Here is a 23,892-nt window from a genome sequence, read left to right as displayed (position 1 = left end):
GGGCGGCTCACAGGCGCGGTGCCGGAATCTGTTCGAGCATCTGCTTGAGCACCTGTTCCACCGACAGGCCTTCGATGTCCAGCTCCGGGGCGACCCGCACTCGATGCCGCAGCACGGCCATGGCGCAGCCCTTGATGTCATCGGGAATCACGAATTCGCCGCCACGCAGCAGGGCTCGGGCACGAGCGCCGCGCACCAGGGCAATGGAGGCGCGGGGGCCGGCGCCCAGGGTCAGGCCTGGCCAACTGCGGGTGGCCCGGGCCAGGCGCACGGCATAATCGAGCACCTGCTCGTCCAGGGGCAGTTCGCTGGCGATGCGCTGCAGGGCCAGTACGTCCTTGGCCTGGAGTACGGTGCGCAGAGGCTGTACGTCGAGCATGTCGGCGCGGGTCGAGCGCGTCACCTGGCGGACCATGGTCAGTTCTTGTTCGGCATCCGGGTAGTCCATGCGCAGCTTGAGCATGAAGCGATCCAGCTCGGCCTCCGGCAGCGGGTAGGTGCCTTCCTGTTCGATGGGGTTCTGGGTAGCCAGGACCATGAACGGCTGGGCGATGGGCAGCGCTCGGCCTTCGAGGGTGACCTGACGTTCCTGCATGGCTTCCAGCAGGGCGGCCTGGGTCTTGGCCGGCGCGCGGTTGATCTCGTCCGCCAGCAGCAGGTTGGTGAACAGCGGGCCCTTGCGCAGCTTGAACTGCTCGGTCTGCAGGTCGTATACCGCATGCCCGGTGACGTCGCTGGGCATCAGGTCGGGGGTGAACTGGATGCGCGCGAACTCGCCGCCAAAGCAGCGGGCCAGGGCTCGTACCAGCAGGGTCTTGCCGAGCCCGGGGACGCCTTCAAGCAGCACATGGCCGCCAGCGATCAGGGCGGTCAGCACATCATCGATGACCGCTTCCTGGCCGATCACCGCCTTCTGCAGTTCCTGGCGCACCGCCTGAGCCAGCTGGCTGGCCCGCTGGCGCTGCTGGGCAGCATGGACCTGAGGCTGTGGAGCCTCGGAAGGCTCGGGGAATTCGATCGGTTGTTCGCTCATAGGGCATTCCTGAGAGTTTGCAGGCGGGCGACCTGGTGGCTGAAATCAACGCTGGAAAGGCGCTGTCCGGACAAGGGTTGCAGGGCCTGTCGAATGGCCTCGACAGGTTGTTGGCTGAGCAGGGCCAGTACGTCCCACTGGGCCTCGGCCGGCAATTGCTCGAAGCCCGGGTGGCGGCGCCGTGCACGGCGCCGGATATCCAGTTGCAGGGCCTGCAGCAACGCACCCTGGCCAGCATGGCGCAGCAGGAAGTCGGCACTGGCCCGCAGGTGTTCACGCAGTTGACGCCGCGCCTTGGGGGCCGGAGCCAGCAACGGCCCGTGGCGCACGCCGGCCTGCCAGAGCCACAGGCCGAGCAGCAGGGCCAGGGCTACCAGCGCCTGGGGGAAATAGCGCCAGAGCAACTGCCAGAGGTCCGGGTGATCGGTATTGAACAGCAGCGTCACGGCGCTATCGGTATTGAGGTACCACAGCAGCCAGGCGTTGTCGTACAGGCCGATGGCCGGGGCTTTCCAGATATCGGCATCGGTGAGCACGATGACCGCGCCCTTGCCGTATTCAAGCTGGATCATGTGGGTCGCCACGCCGCTGTTGGCCCAGGATTGCGCCAGGCTTTGCGGGTCGTCCAGGTGGAAGTCGGTGTCGAAACTGATGTAGGCCGGAGCCTGTTCGTCTTCCAAGTAGACCTTGGTCAGCTTCGGATAGGCATCGTCGGCTTCCGGCTCCGGTGGCTCGTCAAGGTCCTGGCTGAGCTGCTGGTGGATCTGCACCTGGTCCAGCAGCAGGTCGCCGCTCTTCTGGCTGTCCTCGTCCCACAGGGCCTCGGCGACGAAGAGCAGGCGGCCGCCGGCGCGGGCCCACTCCAGGAGCTGGTCGACCTGGGGCGGGCTCATGTTCGAGCGCTCCCCCAGCAGCAACAGGCTGTTGCCGGCCGGGGGCAAGCTGGCCAGGACATCCAGGCTATTGGCGTGTTGTACCTTGAGGCCACGTTCACGCAGGAACATCTCGGCCGCCAGGTAGGGGTTGGCCCGGGCCTCGGGGGAGGGGCCGTGATCGACCAATTCCTGATAGGGAGTGGCATGGCGATACAGGTAATAGCCGCCGGCCCCGAGGACCAGAGCCAGGAGCAGGACCAGGCCGCCCCACAGGTAGCGCTTCATGGCTGTGCTCCGGGGCCGAACAGGCTGCGCCAGGCGCCGCACAGTTGTGGTTGCAGGTCGGCGCCGGGTACCTGATGACCGTACGCCATGTTCTGCCAGTGGCGGGTCAGGCTGATGCTGAAGGCCTCCAATTGTGGCTGCTGCAGCGCCTTGATGCGCTCCAGCACCTGGCCTTCGGTATCGGCCACGCTGAGGGGCAGGTGGAAGTCTTCCAGCAAGCGACTGAGCAGCGCCCGGTACAGCAGGCCCAGGGCTTCCCGGGGCTGGCTGGCCCAGAGTTCAGCGGCGCGGGCGGCGACATCGGCGGGCAGGGTTTCGCTGCTGACTTCCAGCCCGAACAACTGCTGGGGCATGGCCGCGGGGCGTTTCTTGCGCGGCAGCGGACGACGGCTGACGAAGGCCTGCAGCCAATCGCGGTAGCGCCAGATCAGCCAGCCTAGAGCCGCCAGCAGCAACCCCCAGAGCAGAATCTCCAGGCCCTTGGCGACCCCGCCGAAACTGTCCTTGCCCAGGCTTTCCAGCAGGTTCTTGAGCCAGCCTGGAGGATTGCCCTTGGCGTCCTTCTTCTGGGCTTGCTCGTCATCGAAACGGTAGCGAGTGACCGACTCCTGGTTCTTGAAGGGGGGCTTGTCCAGGATGGCCTGGATGCTGTCCCTGGAGGCCTTGCTGGTCAGCGGTTGCTGCAGCAGCCGCGGGGTCTCGGGGCCGGCCGCGGAACTGCTGGGGGCGGCGGCCCAGAGCGCTTGGGTCGGTGCCAGGAACAGCAGGCCGGCGAGCAAGAGCAGCGTGCTGGCACCGGTCAGGCGCTGGCGCAGGCGACGGAATACCAGCTCGATGTCCCAGGCCTCCAGCTCGGTGCGTCGGTTCAGGTACAGGCTGAAACCGCAGGCCACGTAGATCGGCTCCCAGATCACCAGGACCAGGGCGTAGAAGACGTTGGTCAGGTGTTCCAGCCATAGCCAGTCCTGTTGGGCGGCGATCATCAGGCTCTGCCAGCTCCAGTCCACTTCGACCTGTTGTGGCAGCAGCAGGTAGAACAGCACCATCAGGCCAATCCACAGGGCGCCTTCCAGGTGCATGCCAATCAGGGTCAGCCAGCGCGCGGCCCCGGCATTTTTCTGTAGCAGCACCGCCAGGCGTTGTTGCCGGGCGTCGGCGCTCAGGCCTTCAAGTTGTACCACCGGCAGGGTGAAGCTGCGGCTCATGCTGAAGCGGCGCCAGGTCAGGCTGGCCAGCAGTTGCGGCTTGAGCAGGCGAGGCCATTGTTTCAGCGCTTGCCCCAGGCTGGGTGTTTCGCCGAACAGGGCTTTAGACAGAATAAACAGCGGCAGGCGTTCGAAGGCCGGCTTCAGCCACCAGAACAGCAGGATCGCCAGCGACGGCGATTCCCAGAGCAGCAGGCTCAGCAGGGCGAACACTGGCAGGCTGACGATGGCCCAACTGCTCATCAGCAAGCGCCGATGACGCTGGCTCAGTAGCACGCCCAGGTCCATGGCCTCCCAGGCGCTGCGGGGGCGGATCACCACGCTGGCATCACTCAGGCGCATGGGATTCACGTCCGGCCAGGGTCAGGTAGGCCGCCACCAGGCCCCAAAGGGCACTGCCGACGCTGTATTTGACCCAGGCGGCCGGCCAGGTCATGGAGGACCAGTAGGCTTCGACAAAGGCGGCGATCAGCAAGAAGCCGATGACGCCGTAGATCAGTTGCACGCTGACGCGCGCGGCTTGCAGCAGGGCTTCGCCGCGGGTCAGGCGGCCCGGCGCGATCAAGGCCCAGCCAAGCTTCAGCCCGGCGGCGCCAGACAGGGCAATGGCGCTGAGTTCAAAGGCGCCGTGGCCGATCACGAACGGCCAGAAGGTCTGGCCGAAGCCGATCTGGGTCAGGTGGCCGGCAATGGCGCCGATCATCAGGCCGTTGAAAAACAGGAAGAACACACTGCCCACGCCGAACAGCAGGCCGCTGGCAAAGGTCTGAAAGGCGATCCCGATGTTGTGCATGATGTAGTAGCCGAACATCACCCAGTCTTCGCTCGAGGCCCGTTCGGCGGCCCGCCCCAGGCGCCCGGCTGTAGGGTCGTACATGCCCTGCATCTCGCTGACTTGCTGCGGGCTCACCAGGCTGTAGATCAGATCGGGAAACAGGTACACCAGCACCCCGATGGCCAGCAGGCTGCCGAAGAACAGCAGGCTGGCCAGCAGCACCAGGCGCCACTCCTGACGCACCAGGCGGGGGAAACCGGCCAGCACGAAACTCAACAGATTGGCCCCGAAGGCGCTGCGCTGTCGGTACAGCTGCTGGTGGCCGCGCAGGGCCAGTTGTTGCAGCGGATCGATCAGGTAGCTGCTGTAGCCGCGTTCTTCGGCCAGGGCCAGGTGCTGGCACAGGCGCCGGTAGTCCTGGACGAAGCTCTGGCATTCCTCGGCTTTGGCCCGGCCATGTTCCAGACGCTCGAGCAATTGCTCGAACTGTTGCCATTGCGCCTGGTGGCGGTGTTCGAAAAGGCTTTGTTTCATGGGGTTCCCAGGAAGCCGCGGGCAATGCCATTGAGTTCGGCCGTGGCCTGGGCGCTGGGTACATGCAGCGGTTGCGCGAGGATGCCGGCCAGTTCCCGGGTACGTTCGGCCGACAGCTGGCCCTGGCGCTCGGCAAAGCCGAGGATCGCCCGTTGCTCATTCAGGCTCAGGGCGAAGGGCGCGGTGCGGGGGACGGCTGGCGGCAGTTCGGGGCGTTTGACCGGCTGCTCGCGGTAGATCACCAGGGTGCCGGCGGCCAGATCGCCGAGGCGTTTGAAGGTCGGGTGCTGCAGGCAACTGATGGCGCCGAGGAAATAGCCGAAAGGCAGCATGTCGGCAAAGCGCAGCAGGTTGCGGGTCAGGGAGGCACTCCAGCCAATCGGGGTGCCGTCGTCCTGCACCACTCGCAGCCCCATCAGTTGCTTGCCGGGGGAGCGACCCTGGTTCAGCACCTCGAACAGCACCATGTACCACCAACTGATGAGGAACAGCAGGATGGAGCCGAGGCCGACGCCGACTTCGTCGAAAAAGCCCAGGATGATGAACAGCAGGCCCAGCACCAGCCCGCGGATGCCCAGGTCGAGACTGAAGGCCAGGGTGCGCACCAGCAACCCCGCAGGCCGCAGCGGCAGGTCGATGCCCTCGGGGGTTTCGACCTGGTAGCGCGTATCCAGTGGCGGGTGCAGCGATGCGTTCCTTGGCGTTGCTGTCGTCTCAAGCATGGGTAACTTATCGGCTTGGTCTGGTAAAAAATCCAGCGCCGATGCTAGCAGTGTCTGAGGGGCAAACGACATCATTAACTACGAATTCGCCAAGTCCAATGCCTTCGCCCCGGTTCGTGCGGCTGGCCCTGACGACGCCTGAGCGCCTAGACTGCGGCGGTCTTTCAGTTCAGGAACAGGCCGTGACTTCCCTCTTTTGGTACGACTACGAAACCACCGGCATCAATCCGCGTTGTGATCGCCCGTTGCAAGTGGCCGGTATCCGCACCGACCTGGCACTCAACGAGATCGACGAGCCGGTCAACCTCTACTGCCAGCCCAGCGACGATATCCTGCCCCATCCGATGGCTTGCATGATCACTGGCATCACCCCTGGCCGTCTGGCCGAACAAGGCCTGGGGGAGGCGGATTTCATGACCCGGGTGCACGAGCAACTGGCGCGCCCCGGGACCTGCGGCGTGGGCTACAACACCCTGCGTTTCGACGATGAGATGACCCGCTACAGCCTGTATCGCAATTTCTTCGACCCCTACGCCCGGGAGTGGCAGGGCGGCAACAGCCGTTGGGACCTGATCGACGTGGTGCGCACGGCTTATGCGTTGCGCCCCCAGGGGATCGTCTGGCCCGAGGAGCAGGGGCAGGTAAGCCTCAAGCTGGAGCGCCTGACCGCAGCCAACGGCATCGATCACGGCCAGGCCCATGACGCGCTGTCCGATGTCCGGGCGACCATCGCTCTGGCGCGATTGGTTCGCGACAAACAGCCCAGACTCTATGACTGGCTGTTCCAGTTGCGCAGCAAGCAGCGGGTGATGGATCAGGTCCGCCTGTTGCAACCCATGGTGCACATCTCCGGGCGCTTTTCTGCGGCGCGCCACTACATCGGCGTGGTCCTGCCCCTGGCCTGGCATCCACGCAATCGCAATGCCTTGATTGTCTGCGACCTGCACCTGGACCCTCAGGGGCTGTTGGAGTTGGACGCCGAAACCCTGCGCCAGCGTTTGTACACGCGCCGGGAAGATCTGCTCGAAGGCGAGTTGCCGGTGCCGTTGAAACTCATCCATATCAATCGCTGCCCGGTCGTGGCGCCATTGAGTGTTCTGCGCAGTGAAGATCAACAGCGGCTGCACTTGGACATGGAGCTATATCAGCGTCGGGCTGTGGCCTTGAGCGAAGCTCAAGAAGTTTGGCGGGATAAACTTTCGGTGATTTATGGGCCGGATGAATTTGCCGCAAGCGATGACCCGGAGCAACAGTTGTACGACGGTTTTATTGGTGACCGTGACCGGCGTTTGTGTGAGCAAGTACGTGAGGCTGACCCGTTGCACTTGGCCCAGCAACAATGGCCATTCGATGATGAGCGCTTGCCGGAATTACTCTTTCGCTACCGTGCCCGCAACTTTCCAGAAACATTGAACAAAGCCGAGCAAGAACGTTGGCTGGTTTTTTGTCAGCAGCGTTTGCTAGATCCGCAACTCGGTGCTCCCAATACCCTGGAAAGTTTCCGGCAAGGGCTTGAGCAATCGCTGTTAAGTGCGGACCCGATGCAGCGTCAGGTTCTGGATCAATGGCAGGACTATGTGCAGGCCCTGACGAGGCGCCTGGCTCTTTGAGCAGCGGCCCCGCTCCTTGGGCGGGTTGCCAGGGCATAAAAAAACGCCAGCATGCTGGCGTTTTCTCTGTAGGGCTGCAAAGCCCGGGCGCTCAACGGAGAGGCTTAGCCCAGCAGGGTGGCCCAGCCTTCTACCACGTCGCCGCCCCACTTGGCTTTCCACTCTTTCAGAGTCTTGTGGTTGCCACCTTTGGTTTCGATGACTTCGCCGTTGTGCGGGTTCTTGTACTGTTTAACTTTACGGGCGCGCTTGGTGCCGGTGGTTTTAACCGCGGCGCGAGGTGCTTTAACTTTCGAGTCCGGATCCAGCAGGGCGATGATGTCGCGCAGGGATTTGGAGTACTCGCCCATCAGGCTGCGCAGTTTGCCTTCGAACTCCAGTTCGGCTTTCAGTTTGTCGTCTTGGGACAGGTTCTTCAAACGCGCTTGCAGTTCTTTGATGGCTTCTTCAGTGGCACGGTATTCGTTGATCAGGGACATGAGGACTACCTTATTGAGCGCTGAGTGGCTGGGTGACAGTGTCGCAATAATAGTCAGGGAGTTTGAGCAAGTAAACATAATACCGCTGTTTTATTCGTCTCTCTTAGTGTGTTTAGGCGTAAAAGACATTTCGCTATTTAATAGGTTGATGCATTCGGGCCGGTTATTCACAAACTAGTTAAGCACTATTTACAAGTGCCATTACGGCACCTGGAGTAGCGGCCGCTAAGCCGGGCCGGGGCGGCCCTTGGTGATCTACCCAGGGAGCTGGATGCAATGAATACTGCAGTTTTGTCGCGCAATCGCTAGAATGGCGACCTTTGCGAAGTTCTGGAGTTTCCCCCCCATGCGCACCTTTCGGTTGGTGATTTCTTGCCCTGACCGCGTTGGCATCGTTGCCAAAGTCAGTAACTTTCTAGCCTCCCACAACGGTTGGATCACCGAAGCGAGCCACCACTCGGACAATCTCAGTGGCTGGTTTTTCATGCGCCACGAGATTCGTGCCGATTCACTGCCCTTTGGCCTGGAGGCTTTTCGCGAGGCCTTTGCGCCGATCGCCGAAGAGTTCTCGATGGACTGGCGCATTACCGATACCGCCGAGAAAAAGCGCGTGGTACTGATGGCCAGCCGCGAATCCCACTGCCTGGCCGACTTGCTGCACCGCTGGCACAGCGATGAGCTGGATTGCCAGATCGCCTGCGTGATTTCCAACCACGATGATCTGCGCAGCATGGTCGAGTGGCACGGCATTCCTTATTACCACGTGCCGGTCAACCCGCAGGACAAGGAGCCGGCCTTCGCCGAGGTGTCGCGCCTGGTCAAGCAGCACGACGCCGAAGTGGTGGTGCTGGCGCGCTACATGCAGATCCTGCCGCCGGAGCTGTGCAGCGAGTACGCGCACAAGGTGATCAACATCCACCACAGCTTCCTGCCATCCTTTGTCGGTGCCAAGCCTTACCATCAGGCCTCGCTGCGCGGTGTGAAGCTGATCGGCGCAACCTGCCACTACGTCACCGAGGAACTGGACGCCGGTCCTATCATCGAGCAGGACGTGGTGCGGGTCAGCCACAGCGACAGCATCGAGGACATGGTGCGTTTCGGTCGTGACGTGGAGAAAATGGTCCTGGCCCGCGGCCTGCGCTATCACCTGGAGGACCGCGTGCTGGTGCACGGCAACAAGACTGTGGTGTTCTGATTGAAAAAAAACCAGGCGCGGGGGTTCAATACCCCGCTCCTGGTTTTGCACCTCACGAGGTCAGCCCGATGACCGATCCACTGGATAAAGCCACGTCCAAGGCACCCGCCACCCTCGGCGAAGGTTGCCTGAGCCGTTACGACCCCGATGAGTTGAGCCCTGACGACGGCACCGATTTTCCCGATGCCGCGCAGTTGTGGGAGCAATTGCAGCAGGAACCCCAGGCGCCATCCCGGCCCAAGCCTGCTTGAGCCTGCCGCCGGCTAGCCGGCGGCAGGGCATTGGGCGCTTTCAGATCCTGAAACTGCCCACCAGTTGCTTCAAGCGTGCTGCCTGCTGCTCCAGATCGGAGCAGGCCCGCAAGGTGGCCTGGAGGTTTTCCACGCCTTCCTGATTCAGCGTATTGATCTCGGTAATGTCCATATTGATGGACTCCACCACCGAGGTCTGCTCTTCGGTCGCCGTGGCCACCGACTGGTTCATGCCGTCAATCTCGCCTATGCGCTGGGTCACGCTGTTGAGTCGTTCCCCGGCCTGGTTGGCGATTTCCACGCTGTCCTGGCTGTGGCGCTGGCTGTTGCTCATGGTGCTCACCGATTCGCGGGCGCCCACTTGCAGCTCCTCGATCATGGCCTGCACTTGCTGCGCCGACTCCTGGGTGCGGTGCGCCAGGTTGCGCACTTCATCGGCAACCACGGCAAAGCCGCGTCCTGCCTCGCCGGCCCGGGCCGCTTCGATGGCCGCGTTGAGGGCCAGCAGGTTGGTCTGCTGGGAAATGCTGGTGATCACTTCGAGGATCTGCCCGATGTTCACGGTCTTGCTGTTGAGGGTTTCGATGTTGCTGCTGGAGGCGCTGATCATGTCCGACAGTTGGTTCATCGCCTGGATGCTGCGATCCACCACTTGCTGGCCGTCTTCGGCGAGGTTGCGCGCATCGCTGGCCTGTTGCGAAGCCTGGGCGGCATTGCGGGCGATTTCCTGGGCGGCGGCCCCGAGCTGATTGATGGCGGCGGCCACGCTGTTGGTGCGGCTGGCCTGCTCGTCGGAGTTGAGCATCGACGAGTTGGAGGCGCTGACCACGCGCAGGGCGACTTCGTTGACGTGCTCGGTGGCCGAGGACACTTCGCGGATCGAGCCGTGGATGCGTTCGACGAAACGGTTGAAGGCGGTGCCGAGGATGCCGAACTCGTCCTGGTTATGGATGTTCAGGCGTCGAGTCAGGTCGCCTTCGCCATCGGCGATGTCCTGCATGGCCCGGGTCATCACGTGCAGCGGCTGCATCAGCAGGCGGATCAGCAGGCCCAGCAGGGCAATGGTCAGGGCCACGGCCGTCAGGGTGGCGATGATCGCCGAGGTGCGGAACTCGCTGAGCATGGCGAAAGCCTTGTCCTTGTCCACGGACAGGCCGATGTACCAGTTCACCGAGGACAGGCCCTTGATCTGGGTGAAGGTGACAATGCGCGGCTTGCCATCGACAGTGATCTCGCTGAGTTCACTGCTGATCTTGGGGGTGTCCTGGGGGTAGACGTCCTTGAGGGTCTTCATCACCAGGTTCTTGTCCGGGTGCACCAGGATCTTGCCGTCGGCGCTGATCAGGAAGGCGTAGCCCATGCCGTCGAAGTCCAGGGCATTGATGCTGTCGGTGATTACTTGCAGGCTCAGGTCGCCGCCGACCACACCGATCCTCTGGCCGGCCTTGATCACGCTGTCGACGATGGAGATCACCAACTGGCCGGACGCCAGGTCGATATAGGGTTCGGTCAGGGCCGAGCCGCTGCTGCTTTCGGCACTCTTGTACCAGGGGCGGGCGCGAGGATCGTAGCCATCCGGCATCTTGCTGTTGGGACGGATGATGAAGGTGCCGTCATTGTTGCCCAGGTAGGCCCCCATGAAGGTCGAGCTGACGGATTTCTGTTCCAGCAGGTTGCTGACATTCGCAGGGTCCGTGTTGAGGGCCACCGACTGGGAGATGTTCTCGATCAGCAGGGCGCGACCGGCGAGCCAGGTCTGAATATTTTTTGCCGTGACGTCGCCCATTTCCTGAAGATAGTTGTCCAGATCATCACGAATGGCGTTGCGTTGCAGGTAATCGTTGTAGAGCGTGAATAGTGCAAATGCAGCTATGACGATCAGCGAGGCGGCAAGCAGGATCTTGTGGCTGAAGCGCAGATTTTTGTTCATGGCTTGGGGTGTCCGCTAAGGTCTTTGAGTCCAGGGCATCGGGTTGGAAAAACGCACAGAAGGGCGGTGTTATAAGTAAGCTGATATCTCCATCTATCCCACGGGAATTACCTGACCTTTATTTCAGATACTTCTGATCCATCATTTATTCATATCGACCGTGTAAGGCCAAAGATTAACCAGGGGTGACAAAATGCCTGACTCATCGCAACTCGTAATCGGTGCCGGCCTCGATGGCCTGCCGATCGCCCAGGCCATGCGCCTGGCCAACCGCCACGGTCTGGTGGCGGGCGCCACGGGCACCGGCAAGACCGTCACCCTGCAGCGCCTGGCAGAAGCCTTCAGTGATGCCGGGGTGGCAGTATTTGCCGCAGACATCAAAGGCGACCTCTGTGGGCTGGGTGCTGCGGGCAACCCCCAGGGCAAGGTTGCCGAGCGGATCGCCGGCATGCCCTGGCTCAAGCATCAACCACAGGCCTATCCGGTGACCCTGTGGGATATCCATGGGCAAAGCGGTCATCCTCTGCGCACCACCCTGAGCGAAATGGGCCCGCTGCTGCTGGGCAGTTTGCTGGAACTCACCGACAGCCAGCAGTCGGCGCTCTATGCGGCGTTCAAGGTCGCTGATCGCGAAGGCCTGTTGCTGCTCGACCTGAAGGACCTCAAGGCGTTGCTCAACCACCTCAAGGACAACCCGCAGCTGCTCGGGGACGATGCTGCGTTGATGACTACCGGCTCCAGCCAGGCGCTGTTGCGGCGCCTGGCGACCCTGGAGCAGCAGGGCGCCGAAGCATTGTTCGGTGAGCCGGCGTTGCAGCTGGAGGACATTCTGCAGCCGGCCGCCGATGGTCGTGGGCGGATTCATCTGCTCGATGCCAGCCGCCTCGTGCATGAGGCGCCGAAAGTCTATGCGACCTTCCTTTTATGGCTGCTGGCCGAGCTGTTCGAGCAACTGCCGGAGCGGGGCGATGCGGACAAGCCGCTGCTTGCGCTGTTCTTCGACGAAGCGCACCTGCTGTTCGCCGGTACTCCCAAGGCCTTGCAGGACCGGCTGGAGCAGGTGGTGCGGCTGATTCGCTCCAAAGGTGTGGGGGTGTATTTCGTTACCCAGTCGCCCGGGGACCTGCCGGACAATGTCCTGGCTCAATTGGGATTGCGTATCCAGCATGGCTTGCGGGCCTTTACTGCCAAGGAACAGAAGTCCCTGCGCGCCGTGGCGGATGGTTTCCGTCCCAACCCCGCCTTCGATGCGCTGGTGGTACTGACCGAGCTGGGCATCGGCGAAGCGCTGGTGGGCACCTTGCAGGACAAGGGCACGCCAGAAATGGTCCAGCGGGTACTGGTGGCGCCGCCGCAGTCGCGGATCGGGCCGCTGACCGAGGCCGAGCGCCAGGCCCTGATCGCCAGTTCGCCGCTGCTGGGGCGCTATGACAAACCGATCGACCGCGAATCAGCCTATGAAGTGTTGCTGGGGCGCAAGGAGTTGGCACCGCAGGATCAGCAGCCTTCTGGCAAAGCAGCGGCTGAAGAGCCCAGCCTGGCCGACCGGGCGGGTGAGTTCCTTGGCACGGCTGCCGGGCAGGCATTGAAGTCGGCCATGCGCCAGGCGGCTAATCAATTGGGACGGCAACTGGTGCGGGGCTTGATGGGTTCCCTGCTCGGCGGCAGCAAGCGGCGCTGAAGTACAGGCTTGAGTCAGCCCCGCGGTTTGGCGTGGCTGGCCAGGCGCTCCAGGGCCGCGCGCAGGTTGGGGTCGGTGATGCCCTCTGCGGTGGCCTGGATGGTTTCAGCGGCGTTGTTCGACAGGTCCATGGTGTGTCCCGCGGCTCCTTGCTGGACCGTCGGCGGCTGGACCTTGAACAGGATGCGCGTCAGGTTGCTGAACTCGTTGAACTCCAGCAATTGACGTTGCAGGCGCTTTTGCTGATAGCGCAGGCGCGTTGCCCAGTGCCCGTCGGTGACGATCAGCAGCAGGCTGCCTTCACGCCAGGAGGCAACGTGGCAATGTTCGCGAGCGGCCGGCTGCAGCTGGCTTTCCAGCAGGCGCTGCAGATGTGCCAGGCGCTGGGCGTGGCCGAGTATGGCTTTCAGAGGCTTGGCTTCGCGAAGAAGAACGGCGGGAGCGCGTGCCGTAAGGGGGCGAAATGCCATGATCAGAAACCTGAAGTTACAGAGGCGCCATGGTAGCAGAAAGCGCCCGCCACGCCGGCGCCATCGCTTGTTCGTACTTTGATCAATTTCTGGTTCTTTGCTGATCGTAATCATTAACTTCTGTGGTCAATGGGCTTGAAGTTCAGCGAAAAGCCCTTATTTTAGGTGAGCCCCGTCACAGCGCTGTGCCAGCATCGTGGAATAACGCCACTTTCCTCACCATCGTTTCCGGGTAGAATGCTCGTTCGCATGCGGCCATGAGGGCTGCTCGGGCGACTCACGGGGCCGCCCTCCAACCCTATGTGTGGAAGATCCTGCCGATATGTTTGCGCCTTTGTTAAAGAAACTTTTTGGAAGCAAGAACGAGCGTGAAGTCAAACGCATGCTCAAGACGGTACAGATCGTCAATGCCTTCGAAGAGCAAATGGTGGCCCTTTCGGACGATCAATTGCGTGCCAAGACTGCCGAGTTCAAGGCCCGTATCGCCAAGGGTGAAACCCTCGACAAACTGCTTCCCGAAGCCTTCGCGGTCGCCCGTGAAGCCGGTAAGCGGATCATGGGAATGCGCCACTTCGATGTGCAGCTGATCGGCGGCATGACCTTGCATGAAGGCAAGATCGCCGAGATGCGCACCGGTGAGGGCAAGACCCTGGTAGCGACCCTGGGTGTGTACCTCAACGCCCTGTCCGGCAAGGGCGTGCACGTGGTGACAGTGAACGACTACCTGGCTCGCCGCGACGCCAACTGGATGCGCCCGCTGTACGAATTCCTCGGCCTGAGCGTCGGCGTGGTCACGCCGTTCCAGCCGCCTGAAGAGAAACGTGCCGCCTACGCCGCCGACATCACCTACGGCACCAACAACGAATTCGGTTTCGACTACCTGCGCGACAACATGGCTTTCAGCATGGAAGACAAGTTCCAGCGCGAGCTCAATTTTGCCGTGATCGACGAAGTCGACTCGATCCTCATCGACGAAGCCCGTACTCCGTTGATCATTTCCGGCCAGGCTGAGGACAGCTCCCGCCTGTACACCGAGATCAACAAGCTGATCCCGCGCCTGGAACAGCACATCGAGGAAGTGGAAGGCCAGGTCACCAAGGCCGGGCACTTCACCGTCGACGAGAAGACCCGCCAGGTCGAGCTCAACGAAGCCGGTCACCAGTTCATCGAAGAAATGCTGACCCAGGTCGGCCTGCTGGCTGAAGGCGAAAGCCTGTACTCGGCGCACAACCTGGGCCTGTTGACCCACGTTTACGCCGGCCTGCGTGCGCACAAGCTGTTCAACCGCAACGTTGAATACATCGTCCAGGATGGGCAGGTGGTCCTGGTGGACGAACACACCGGTCGTACCATGCCCGGTCGCCGCTTGTCAGAAGGCCTGCACCAGGCCATCGAAGCCAAGGAAAACCTCAATATCCAGGCAGAGAGCCAGACCCTGGCCTCGACCACCTTCCAGAACTACTTCCGTCTGTACACCAAGCTGTCCGGCATGACCGGCACCGCCGACACCGAAGCCTTCGAGTTCCATCAGATCTACGGTCTGCAGGTGATGGTGATTCCGCCGAACAAGCCGCTGGCCCGTAAGGACTACAACGACCTGGTGTTCCTGACTGCGGACGAGAAATACGCCGCGATCATCAACGACATCAAGGAATGCATGACCCAGGGCCGTCCGGTGCTGGTAGGCACCGCGACCATCGAAACGTCCGAGCACATGTCCAACCTGCTCAACAAGGAAGGCATCGAGCACAAGGTCCTGAACGCCAAGTTCCACGAAAAGGAAGCGGAAATCATTGCCCAGGCCGGTCGCCCGGGCGCCCTGACCATCGCCACCAACATGGCCGGTCGTGGTACCGACATCCTGTTGGGCGGCAACTGGGAAGTGGAAGTGGCTTCCCTGGAGAACCCGACTCCGGAGCAGATCGCCCAGATCAAGGCCGACTGGCAGAAGCGTCACCAGCAAGTGCTGGAGTCCGGTGGCCTGCAGGTGATCGCTTCCGAGCGCCATGAGTCCCGTCGTATCGACAACCAGCTGCGTGGCCGTGCCGGCCGCCAGGGCGACGCCGGTTCCAGCCGCTTCTACCTGTCCCTGGAAGACAGCCTGATGCGTATCTTCGCCTCTGACCGGGTGAAGAACTTCATGAAGGCCCTGGGCATGCAGTCCGGCGAGGCGATCGAGCACCGCATGGTGACCAACGCCATCGAGAAGGCCCAGCGCAAGGTCGAAGGCCGCAACTTCGACATCCGCAAGCAATTGCTGGAGTTCGACGACGTCAACAACGAGCAGCGTAAAGTGATCTATCACATGCGCAACACCTTGTTGGCCGCGGACAACATTGGCGAAACCATCGCCGACTTCCGCCAGGACGTGCTCAACGCTACCGTCAGCGCCCACATCCCGCCGCAATCGCTGCCTGAGCAGTGGGACGTGGCAGGCCTGGAAGAAGCCATCCAGAGTGGCTTCGGTGTCAGCCTGCCGATCCAGCAATGGCTCGACGAAGACGATCACCTGTACGAGGAAACCCTGCGCGAGAAGCTGCTCAACGAGCTGATCGCCGCGTACAACGAGAAAGAAGACCAGGCCGGTGCCGAAGCCCTGCGCACTTTCGAGAAGCAGATTGTTCTGCGGGTACTGGACGACCTGTGGAAAGACCACCTGTCGACCATGGACCACCTGCGTCACGGTATTCACCTGCGTGGTTACGCGCAGAAGAACCCGAAGCAGGAGTACAAGCGCGAATCCTTCACCCTGTTCTCCGAGTTGCTCGACTCCATCAAGCGCGACTCGATCCGCGTGCTGTCCCACGTCCAGGTGCGTCGCGAAGACCCGGCCGAGGAAGAGGCTCGCCTGCGTCAGGAAGCCGAGGCTCTGGCCCAGCGCATGCAGTTTGAACACGCCGAGGCACCGGGGCTGGATCAGCCGGAAGCCCTGGAAGAGGGCGTCGAGGTCGATGTGGCCCTGGCCACCGCGCCAGTGCGCAACGAGCAGAAGCTTGGCCGCAATGAACTGTGCTACTGCGGTTCGGGCAAGAAGTACAAACACTGTCACGGCCAGATCAACTAAGATCCCCGCCAGACACTGAAACACCCGCGCCGTGACGGCATCAGCCGTCGCGGCGTTTTTCCATTTGCGGCACCGTCTTTTGAGACGACGGTGCAGACACCTGATAAGAGGAGCGCATTCATGGCTGTTGGTCTTGGTCCTTTGCCTACGTTGCACCCGGTTGCCGGCTTCGAGCTCGGTATCGCTTCGGCCGGCATCAAGCGCCCGGGGCGCAAGGATGTGGTGGTCATGCGTTGTGCCGAAGGCTCCACGGTGGCGGGGGTGTTCACCCTCAACGCGTTCTGCGCCGCACCGGTGATTCTGGCCAAGCAGCGGGTACAAGGCCCGGTGCGGTATCTGCTGACCAACACCGGTAACGCCAACGCCGGCACTGGTGAGCCGGGCCTGGCCGCGGCATCCCGCACCTGCGCCAAGCTGGCGGAGCTGACCGGCGTCGATGCCAGCGCCGTGCTGCCTTACTCCACCGGGGTGATCGGCGAGCCATTGCCGGTAGAGAAAATCGAAGGCGCTCTGCAAGCTGCGCTGGACGACCTGTCCGTGGACAACTGGGCTGCCGCCGCCACTGGCATCATGACCACCGATACCCTGCCCAAGGGCGCCAGCCGCCAGTTCCAGCATGATGGCGTGACCATCACCGTGACCGGCATCAGCAAAGGCGCGGGGATGATCCGCCCGAACATGGCAACCATGCTCGGCTACATCGCCACTGACGCCAAAGTCTCCCGCGAAGTGCTGCAGAACCTGTTGCTGGACGGTGCCAACAAGTCCTTCAACCGCATCACCATCGACGGCGACACGTCGACCAACGACTGCTGCATGCTGATCGCCACGGGGCAGGCCAAGCTGCCGGAAATCACCAAGGCCGAGGGCCCGCTGTTCGCTGCCCTGAAGCAGGCGGTGTTCGAGGTGTGCATGGAAGTGGCCCAGGCCATCGTCCGTGACGGTGAGGGCGCGACCAAGTTCGTCACTGTGGAAGTCAACGGCGGGGCTACTTGTCAGGAGTGCCTGGACGTGGGCTACACCGTGGCTCACTCGCCACTGATCAAGACCGCGCTGTTCGCTTCGGACCCGAACTGGGGCCGCATCCTGGCGGCAGTAGGTCGTGCCGGAGTGCCGGACCTGGATGTCAGCAAGATTGACGTGTTCCTCGGCGAAGTCTGCATTGCCAGCCGTGGCGCCCGTGCCGCCAGCTACACCGAAGCCCAGGGCGCGGCGGTGATGCAGCAGGAAGAAATCACCATCCGCATCGAACTGGGCCGTGGCGCTTGCAGCGAAACCATCTGGACCACCGACCTGTCTCACGAATACGTGAAGATCAACGCGGAATACCGCACCTAAGAACCTCGCCGGCGTTGCCGCTCCTGCTGTAGGAGCCGGCTTGCCGGCGAAGCGCAGATCCAACGCCCGGCCCGCAAGGGCCTGGCCAACATGCCTGAGCAGAGGAAGTAGTGCGGTGAAACGAGTACATGTGGCTGCGGCCGTTATCCGGGATGCCAGCGGCAAGATCCTGATTGCCCGGCGTGCCGATACTCAACATCAAGGTGGCCTGTGGGAGTTCCCCGGCGGCAAGGTCGAGCCCGGGGAGGCGGTCGAAGCCGCGCTGGCCCGCGAGCTACAGGAAGAACTGGGCATCGCCGTCACCGCAGCGCGCCCGCTGATCAAGGTGCAGCACGATTATCCGGACAAGCAGGTACTGCTGGATGTCTGGGAAGTCTCGGCGTTCAGCGGTGAGCCTCACGGCGCCGAAGGGCAACCTCTGGCCTGGGTCACTGCTCGTGAGCTGGCCGACTATGAGTTCCCCGCGGCCAATCAGCCGATTGTCGCTGCCGCGCGTCTGCCAGCCCAATACCTGATCACCCCGGACGGCCTGGAAACCCCGACCCTGCTGCGAGGCATGCAAAAAGCCGTGGCCCAGGGCTGCAAGCTGATTCAACTGCGGGCGCCCGGCGGCTACGACCCGCAATACCGCGACCTGGCGGTGGATGCGGTGGGCCTGTGCGCCGGCAAGGCGCAACTGATGCTCAAGGGGCCCTTCGAATGGCTGGGGGATTTCCCCTCGGCGGGCTGGCACATCACTGCGGCGCAACTGCGCAAGTACGCCAGCGCCGGGCGGCCGTTCGGCAAGGATCGCTGGTTGGCGGCTTCCTGCCATAACGCCGAGGAGCTGTCCCTGGCCCAGCAGATGGACGTGGACTTCGTGACCTTGTCTCCGGTACAGCCCACCCAGACCCATCCGGATGCACAGCCATTGGGCTGGCAACAGGCCGAGCAACTGATCAGCGGTTTCAACAAGCCGGTGTATCTGCTGGGTGGCGTGGGGCCCGCCGAATGCCAGCAGGCCTGGGCAGCGGGTGCTCAAGGTGTAGCGGGTATCCGCGCCTTCTGGCCGCAGGATTGAAGACATCCTCAATGGCAGCCTGGGCCCAGGTCTGCGGGAGCAGGCTTGCCTGAGAGGCATCGTCGGGCGCTTGCAGGCCCTTTCGCCCGCAAGCCGCGTGGTCAGGGCTTGGCGGCGGCCTGCCAGAGGATTTCGGCAATGCCCTGGCGCTTGGCGATCAGTCGCGCGGCGACAAACAGCAGGTCCGACAGGCGATTGATGTAGGCCAGCCCAACCCCTTGCAAAGGCTCAACGGCATTCAGGTGCTGACAGCGACGCTCGGCGCTGCGGGCCAGGCTGCGACAGACATGGGCCTGGGCGATCAGCGCCGAGCCGCCGGGCAGGATGAAGTTCTCCAGCGGGCCCAACTCCTCGTTCCACAGATCGATGGCCGCCTCCAGGCGCTGTACTTCGGCCTCGTTGAGGGCCTGATAGACCGGCATCGCCAGCTCGCCACCCAGGTCGAACAACCGATGCTGACAGGGAGCCAGCACTGTGATCACTTCCTCGAGCCCGGGGCAGACACCGCTCTGCTCACCGAGGCCTGCCAGTAGCAGGCCCAATTGGCTGTTCAGGGTATCAACCTCGCCAATGGCTTCGACCCGAGGGTGATCCTTGGGCACCCGACGGCCATCCCCCAGTCCGGTTTCGCCTTTGTCGCCAGTGCGGGTGTAGATCTTCGACAAGCGAAAGCCCATGTTCAGTTCTCCAGTGGTAACGGTTCTTGGACCAGCGGCTGGCTGCTGGCCAGGGGCAAGCGCAAGGTGAAGCAAGTGCCCTGGCCGCGAGTGGACTGCACCTCCATCTGCCCCTTGTGGTTATTGGTGATGATGAAGTACGACACCGACAGGCCGAGCCCGGTGCCCTGGCCGATTTCCTTGGTGGTGAAGAAGGGCTCGAAGGTACGCTTGCGCACGTTTTCGCTCATGCCGATTCCGTTGTCCTCCACCTGGATCTCTGCCCAGGGCGGATTCAAACGGGTACGCAGGATGATACGTCCGGGTTCGCTGTCATCTTCGCGCTGATGGATGGCCTGGGCGGCGTTTTTCAGCAGGTTGAGCAGCACCTGTTCCAGTTCGTTGGCAGTGCCGGCAACCGGGCCCAGGTTCGGGTCGAACTGGCGAATGATCGCCTGGCCCTTGAAGTCGAAGCCAATGGCCAGGTCGAAGTCGTTGCTGGCGATCTCCACCGCCTGGTCGATCAGCGCCGGCAGGTCGCAGGGGGCCATCTGCCGGTTGCTGCGCCGGCTGAAGCTGAGCATGTGGGTGACGATCTTCGCCGCCCGGGCTCCGGCCTGCTGAATGCCATCGAGCAGTTGCGGCACTTCGCGGCTTTCCAGGTAGCGATTGACGGTCTGCAGTTCAACACCGATCTGCTGCGCGTGCTCAAGGTTCTTTGGCAGATCGGCAGACAGTCGTCGGCGAATGTTCTGTACGTTGTGCAGGATCGCTCCCAGCGGGTTGTTGATCTCATGGGCCATGCCGGCCGCGAGGCCGCCCACCGAAAGCATTTTCTCCGATTGCACCATCATCTCTTCCAGGGACAGGCGCTGGGTGATGTCGTCGATACGGATCACCACCCCGCGTCCGGCACCCCCCATCAGGGGGTAGAAGGTCAGGGCGTAGTGTTTGGGTTCTTCGTCCTTGAACCAGGTGACCCGCTCGACCTTGGTCACCGTGTGCTGTTCGACGGTTTCCTTGAGCTGCGGCAGGAACGGCTTGAGCGGTTCGAAGGCGAGGAAGATCGGCTGGTTCAGGGCTTCGTCGAGCCGGGTGCCGGACAGGGCGCTGGCTTCCTGGTTCCACTGGGTGACGTAGAGCTGTTCATCCAGAGCGATCAGCGCCGAGGGCATGGAGTCGATGATGCTGTTGAGGTAGTTCTGAAAGCCGGTGAGCTTCTTCTCGATCTTGCTGCGCACCTGGACTTCCAGTTCCAGCTTGCGGTTGGTATGGCGGGTTTCCTCCGCCAGCCCCTGGGCCTGGTCGTAGGCGGCCTGGGAGTCGTCCCGGGCGCGCTTGAGCTGCTGCTCGCGAGCTTCGATGCGCGACAGCATGGTGTTGAAGGCTTCTGCCAGGCTGCCGATTTCATCGTGGTTGCCCCGGGCTGCGCGCAGGGCGTAGTTCTCCTCGCGGGTGACCTGGCGCGACAGTTCCTCGAGCTGATGGATCGGCTGGGTGATCAGGCGCTTGATCTGCCGGGCGATGACCAGCCACAGCAGCACACTGAAGATCAGGATTCCCAGGCTGGCGGTCAGGGTGCCGGTGTAGAAGGCCATCGGCAGTTCGCTGGTGGCCACCAGCAGCAGGTGGCCGGGGGCCTGGCCCGGGCGGGGCAGGGTGATGACCTGGTTGCTGCGAAACTCGGTCATTTGCCAGGCTTCGATGTGCCGGTAGCGTTCGGGCAGCTTGAGGCGTTCGCCGTGCTGCAACTGGGCCAGGCGCTGGCCCTTGCCGTCATAGAGTGCGGCAGCCCGCAGCGGGGTATAGCTGTCGAGTTCGTTGAGCAGCTTCTCGGCATCTTCGGGGGAGTTCAGCGCCTGGATCGCCAGGGTCGGATTGGACACCAGGCGGCCAATGGTCTGCAGCGCCTGGGGCGCCATGCTTTCCTGGGAGATCCAGTAGGCCGCGCTGATAAAGGTCAGGTTGGCGACCAGCAGAACGGTGGTCAGCAGGACAAGCAGGGCGGCCAGGAGCTTTTGGCCCACTGGCAGGTTTTCGAGGCGCTGGCGCAATGGCATCGGCTATATCGCTGGAAATGAGCAAGTGGGGAGCGTAGCCGCTGCTCAGGCGCTGGGCAATCCGCGTTGCTGCAGCTGGTTCACCAGGCGCTGTTGCAACTGCTGCAGATGGGGCAGTTGCAGGCGATGCCGGGCAGCGGCTTCACAGGCGTAACCCAGCAGGTAGCTGATTTCGGTACGCCGCCCGTTGCTGACATCCTGGTGCATTGAGGAATAGTTGGCGGCGGTGGCCAGGATCACCCGTTCCACTTCCTGTTGCAGGTTTTGCGCTGCGGCGGGTTGCCCGCAGCATTGCAGCAGCTCGCTCAGCTCGGCGCACAGGGTGGCCACTTCGCAATGATGCTGCTGCAAGCCACCGTTACGGCAGTCGTGCAGTACCGTCAGTGGGTTGATCGCGCAGTTGAGTGCCAGCTTGCGCCAGAGCCGGGTGAGGATCTGGGTGCTCCATTCATGGGGAATGCCGCTGGCCGCCAATTCGTCGAGCCAGATCGGCGGCGTGGGGTGCCCCGAGTCCCCCAGCCAGGTGTAGCCGTGGCCGGCAAAGACCACGCGCCAGTCGCCATCGCGGAAGGCGCCCTCGGTGCTGGAGGCGGCAATGCAGCGTGCCTGGGGCACTCGGGCGGCCACGGTATCCTGGCTGCCCAGACCGTTCTGCAGCAGGATCAGTTCGGCTCCCGGCGCCAGGCGCGGGGCGATGCTGGCCACTGCCGCCTCGGCGTCGTAGGCCTTGCAGGCCAGCAACAGGCGCTGGATGGGGGCGCTGCTGGTGCTGGTTTCCCCGGGAATTGCCAGCAGGCTGCTCTGGCCCTGTTCTACCAGAGTCAGGCCGCCGGCCGCCTGATAGGCCCGCAAGCGGGCGGGGTCACGCAGAATCAGGCGTACCGGCAAGCCGGCGCGGGCCAGGCGGGAGGCCCACAGGGTGCCGAGGCTGCCGGCGCCGAGAACATGCCAGGTGGTGGACATCAGGTTTTCGCTCTGTTTGGCCGCCCGGGGGAGGGCGCGGGGTGAAGGAGGGGAAAGACCCGTTATAATGAGCGCGGATTTTAACCGCAAGCCGGGCGTGTTCGATGTTTTGAACAGCGCCCCTTTTTATTTGGAGAGATTACATGCCGTCGTTTGACGTGGTATCCGAACTGGACAAGCACGAAGTCACCAACGCGGTGGAAAACGCCGTCAAAGAACTGGATCGCCGTTACGACCTCAAGGGCAAGGGCAGCTTCGAGTTCAAGGACAAGGAACTGACCGTCAACCTGACCGCCGAGGCCGAGTTCCAGCTTGAAGCGATGATCGAGATTCTCAAGCTGGCCCTGGTCAAGCGCAAGATCGACGTGCAGTGCCTGGAGGTCAAGGACGCTTATGCCTCGGGCAAGGTGATGAAGCAGGAAGCGGTCCTCAAGGAAGGTATCGATAAAGAACTGGCGAAGAAAATCGTCGCCCATATCAAGGACGCCAAGTTGAAAGTGCAAGCCGCCATTCAGGGCGAGCAAGTACGGGTGACCGGCAAAAAGCGTGACGACCTGCAAGAGGCCATCGCCGCCCTGCGTGCCAAAGAGTTCGGCATGCCGCTGCAATTCAACAACTTCCGCGATTGATCGGCTTCTCCGGGAACCTCTAGAGCTTATTGGCGTCCGAGGCCGGAGGAATGGCAGAAACGATTGAGCTCCCGCGGGGCTGGTCGTTCTGCCTGTCAGTCATGTGCGCCGCAACCCCGGGAATCTGGAGAAATAGATGGATTTGAACGCTGAAGTAGACAATCTGGTCCGGGCCTCCCAGGCCTGGATTCCAATGATCATGGAATACGGCAGCCGGGTGCTGCTGGCTGTCATCACCCTGGCCATCGGCTGGTGGTTGATCAACAAACTGACTCACAAAGTGGGCAAGTTGCTGGCCCTGCGCAATGCCGACCTGGCGCTGCAAGGTTTTATCAGCAGCCTGGCCAACATCATTCTCAAGGTCCTGCTGATCGTCAGTGTGGCTTCGATGATCGGTGTCGAAACCACCTCCTTCGTGGCCGCGATCGGTGCTGCCGGCCTGGCCATCGGCCTGGCGCTGCAAGGCAGCTTGGCGAACTTCGCCGGTGGGGTATTGATCCTGCTGTTCCGCCCGTTTCGTATCGGTGACTGGATCGAAGCCCAGGGCATCAGCGGTACCGTAGACAGCATCCAGATCTTCCACACCGTGCTGCGTACCGGTGACAACAAGACAGTGATCGTGCCCAACGGCAACCTGTCCAACGGCATCATCACCAACTACAACCGTCAACCGACCCGCAAGGTGGTGTTCGACGTGGGTGTGGACTATGACGCGGACCTGCAGAAGGCCCGCGAGGTGTTGCTGGAACTGGCCAAGGATGAGCGGGTACTGGCCGATCCGGCCCCGGTAGCTGTGGTTTCTACCCTGGGCGATAGCGCCATTACCCTGTCGCTGCGGGTATGGGTCAAGACTTCGGACTATTGGGACGTGCTGTTCCAGTTCAATGAGTTGTCCCGTGATCGCTTGAAGGCAGCGGGCATTGATATTCCTTTTCCACAACGGGTGATTCGAGTGGTTCAGGAAGCAGCAGCGCAATAAGTCAGTTTCATGACCTGGCCGTTCGGTCAGCTAATGTTGTTCAAGACAAGGGGCTATCAGCCCCTTGTTTGTTTTCGATACTAGCCAATAGCAACTAG

20 protein-coding genes and 1 pseudogene are annotated in these 23,892 nt (G+C 62.5%); 9 read left to right on the top strand and 12 right to left on the bottom strand.

The window, feature by feature from the left end; translation table 11 throughout:
- Nucleotides 1-7 precede the first annotated feature (7 nt).
- From A9971_RS22645 to A9971_RS22625, 5 genes are read right to left on the bottom strand one after another with little or no spacing between them, the layout of a single operon-like run.
- Entirely contained in the window at nucleotides 8-1,033 is a 1,026-nt protein-coding gene (locus A9971_RS22645; RefSeq protein ID WP_011063047.1) for a MoxR family ATPase, read from the bottom strand.
- The gene (locus tag A9971_RS22640; protein ID WP_183000020.1) at nucleotides 1,030-2,193 is read right to left on the bottom strand and encodes a DUF4350 domain-containing protein; all 1,164 of its coding nucleotides are present in this window, start codon (nucleotides 2,191-2,193) and stop codon (nucleotides 1,030-1,032) included. The genes A9971_RS22645 and A9971_RS22640 overlap by 4 nt, the downstream gene beginning before the upstream one ends.
- Nucleotides 2,190-3,740 carry a DUF4129 domain-containing protein gene (locus A9971_RS22635; protein WP_183000019.1) on the bottom strand — a complete coding sequence of 517 codons (1,551 nt, stop codon included), beginning with the start codon at nucleotides 3,738-3,740 and terminating at the stop codon, nucleotides 2,190-2,192. The genes A9971_RS22640 and A9971_RS22635 overlap by 4 nt, the downstream gene beginning before the upstream one ends.
- Nucleotides 3,727-4,707, bottom strand: coding sequence for a stage II sporulation protein M (locus tag A9971_RS22630; RefSeq protein ID WP_011063044.1), 981 nt, complete (start codon nucleotides 4,705-4,707; stop codon nucleotides 3,727-3,729). The genes A9971_RS22635 and A9971_RS22630 overlap by 14 nt, the downstream gene beginning before the upstream one ends.
- Nucleotides 4,704-5,429 (bottom strand): RDD family protein, encoded by a 726-nt coding sequence (locus A9971_RS22625; protein WP_011063043.1) that lies wholly within the window; start codon nucleotides 5,427-5,429, stop codon nucleotides 4,704-4,706. Before A9971_RS22625 ends, A9971_RS22630 begins: the two co-directional genes overlap by 4 nt.
- Nucleotides 5,430-5,611: 182 nt before the next feature.
- Between A9971_RS22625 and sbcB the strand changes: the two genes are divergently transcribed.
- On the top strand, nucleotides 5,612-7,039 hold the full coding sequence (sbcB, locus tag A9971_RS22620) for an exodeoxyribonuclease I (protein WP_011063042.1): 1,428 nt from the start codon (nucleotides 5,612-5,614) through the stop codon (nucleotides 7,037-7,039).
- A 104-nt stretch (nucleotides 7,040-7,143) separates the two neighbouring features.
- On the opposite strand, the gene mvaT is transcribed toward sbcB, so the two are convergent.
- Entirely contained in the window at nucleotides 7,144-7,518 is a 375-nt protein-coding gene (gene mvaT, locus A9971_RS22615; protein WP_011063041.1) for a histone-like nucleoid-structuring protein MvaT, read from the bottom strand.
- 346 nt (nucleotides 7,519-7,864) lie between these two features.
- Between mvaT and purU the strand changes: the two genes are divergently transcribed.
- Both purU and A9971_RS22605 read left to right on the top strand, forming a co-directional pair.
- On the top strand, nucleotides 7,865-8,713 hold the full coding sequence (gene purU / locus A9971_RS22610; protein WP_011063040.1) for a formyltetrahydrofolate deformylase: 849 nt from the start codon (nucleotides 7,865-7,867) through the stop codon (nucleotides 8,711-8,713).
- Between the two features lie 68 nt (nucleotides 8,714-8,781).
- A complete protein-coding gene (locus A9971_RS22605) occupies nucleotides 8,782-8,964 on the top strand; it encodes a hypothetical protein (RefSeq protein ID WP_011063039.1) in 183 nt (60 codons plus the stop codon).
- A 40-nt stretch (nucleotides 8,965-9,004) separates the two neighbouring features.
- Here the strand turns inward: A9971_RS22605 and A9971_RS33290 are convergent, their stop codons facing one another.
- A complete protein-coding gene (locus A9971_RS33290; RefSeq protein ID WP_404944724.1) occupies nucleotides 9,005-9,769 on the bottom strand; it encodes a methyl-accepting chemotaxis protein in 765 nt (254 codons plus the stop codon).
- A gap of 93 nt (nucleotides 9,770-9,862) precedes the next feature.
- A pseudogene (locus tag A9971_RS33285) lies at nucleotides 9,863-10,894 on the bottom strand (cache domain-containing protein); the annotation flags it as partial.
- A 193-nt stretch (nucleotides 10,895-11,087) separates the two neighbouring features.
- Here A9971_RS33285 and A9971_RS22595 point away from each other — a divergent pair.
- Nucleotides 11,088-12,575 (top strand): helicase HerA-like domain-containing protein, encoded by a 1,488-nt coding sequence (locus tag A9971_RS22595; RefSeq protein ID WP_183000017.1) that lies wholly within the window; start codon nucleotides 11,088-11,090, stop codon nucleotides 12,573-12,575.
- A 14-nt stretch (nucleotides 12,576-12,589) separates the two neighbouring features.
- Here A9971_RS22595 and A9971_RS22590 read toward each other — a convergent pair whose 3' ends face one another.
- Nucleotides 12,590-13,045 carry a DUF721 domain-containing protein gene (locus A9971_RS22590; RefSeq protein WP_011063036.1) on the bottom strand — a complete coding sequence of 152 codons (456 nt, stop codon included), beginning with the start codon at nucleotides 13,043-13,045 and terminating at the stop codon, nucleotides 12,590-12,592.
- Nucleotides 13,046-13,367: 322 nt separating this feature from the next.
- On the opposite strand from A9971_RS22590, the gene secA reads away from it, so the two are divergent.
- The 3 genes from secA (at nucleotide 13,368) to A9971_RS22575 (ending at nucleotide 18,507) form a co-directional block, all read left to right on the top strand.
- Nucleotides 13,368-16,109 (top strand): preprotein translocase subunit SecA, encoded by a 2,742-nt coding sequence (gene secA, locus A9971_RS22585; RefSeq protein ID WP_011063035.1) that lies wholly within the window; start codon nucleotides 13,368-13,370, stop codon nucleotides 16,107-16,109.
- A gap of 120 nt (nucleotides 16,110-16,229) precedes the next feature.
- Nucleotides 16,230-17,447 carry a bifunctional glutamate N-acetyltransferase/amino-acid acetyltransferase ArgJ gene (argJ, locus tag A9971_RS22580; RefSeq protein WP_015636776.1) on the top strand — a complete coding sequence of 406 codons (1,218 nt, stop codon included), beginning with the start codon at nucleotides 16,230-16,232 and terminating at the stop codon, nucleotides 17,445-17,447.
- A 115-nt stretch (nucleotides 17,448-17,562) separates the two neighbouring features.
- Nucleotides 17,563-18,507, top strand: a complete 945-nt coding sequence (locus A9971_RS22575) for a Nudix family hydrolase (protein WP_183000016.1) — start codon at nucleotides 17,563-17,565, stop codon at nucleotides 18,505-18,507.
- Between the two features lie 101 nt (nucleotides 18,508-18,608).
- On the opposite strand, the gene A9971_RS22570 is transcribed toward A9971_RS22575, so the two are convergent.
- Genes A9971_RS22570 through A9971_RS22560 form a run of 3 tightly spaced genes read right to left on the bottom strand, consistent with a single transcriptional unit; the run spans nucleotide 18,609 to nucleotide 22,186 of the window.
- Nucleotides 18,609-19,184: a cob(I)yrinic acid a,c-diamide adenosyltransferase gene (locus tag A9971_RS22570; protein ID WP_183000015.1), complete on the bottom strand. Its 576-nt coding sequence runs from the start codon at nucleotides 19,182-19,184 to the stop codon at nucleotides 18,609-18,611.
- Nucleotides 19,185-19,186: 2 nt separating this feature from the next.
- On the bottom strand, nucleotides 19,187-21,223 hold the full coding sequence (locus tag A9971_RS22565) for a HAMP domain-containing sensor histidine kinase (protein ID WP_011063031.1): 2,037 nt from the start codon (nucleotides 21,221-21,223) through the stop codon (nucleotides 19,187-19,189).
- 45 nt (nucleotides 21,224-21,268) lie between these two features.
- The gene (locus A9971_RS22560) at nucleotides 21,269-22,186 is read right to left on the bottom strand and encodes a putative 2-dehydropantoate 2-reductase (protein WP_183000014.1); all 918 of its coding nucleotides are present in this window, start codon (nucleotides 22,184-22,186) and stop codon (nucleotides 21,269-21,271) included.
- A gap of 143 nt (nucleotides 22,187-22,329) precedes the next feature.
- Between A9971_RS22560 and A9971_RS22555 the strand changes: the two genes are divergently transcribed.
- Together A9971_RS22555 and A9971_RS22550 are read left to right on the top strand one after the other, a co-directional pair.
- Nucleotides 22,330-22,815 (top strand): YajQ family cyclic di-GMP-binding protein, encoded by a 486-nt coding sequence (locus tag A9971_RS22555; protein WP_011063029.1) that lies wholly within the window; start codon nucleotides 22,330-22,332, stop codon nucleotides 22,813-22,815.
- Nucleotides 22,816-22,951: 136 nt separating this feature from the next.
- A complete protein-coding gene (locus A9971_RS22550; protein WP_011063028.1) occupies nucleotides 22,952-23,794 on the top strand; it encodes a mechanosensitive ion channel family protein in 843 nt (280 codons plus the stop codon).
- The last annotated feature ends 98 nt before the right edge of the window (nucleotides 23,795-23,892 follow it).

The sequence above is a fragment of the Pseudomonas sp. UME65 genome, from assembly GCF_014170225.1.
Taxonomy (GTDB): domain Bacteria; phylum Pseudomonadota; class Gammaproteobacteria; order Pseudomonadales; family Pseudomonadaceae; genus Aquipseudomonas; species Aquipseudomonas protegens.
Note: the sequence above shows the minus strand (reverse complement) of the source record. Positions and strands in the feature narration are given on the sequence as shown.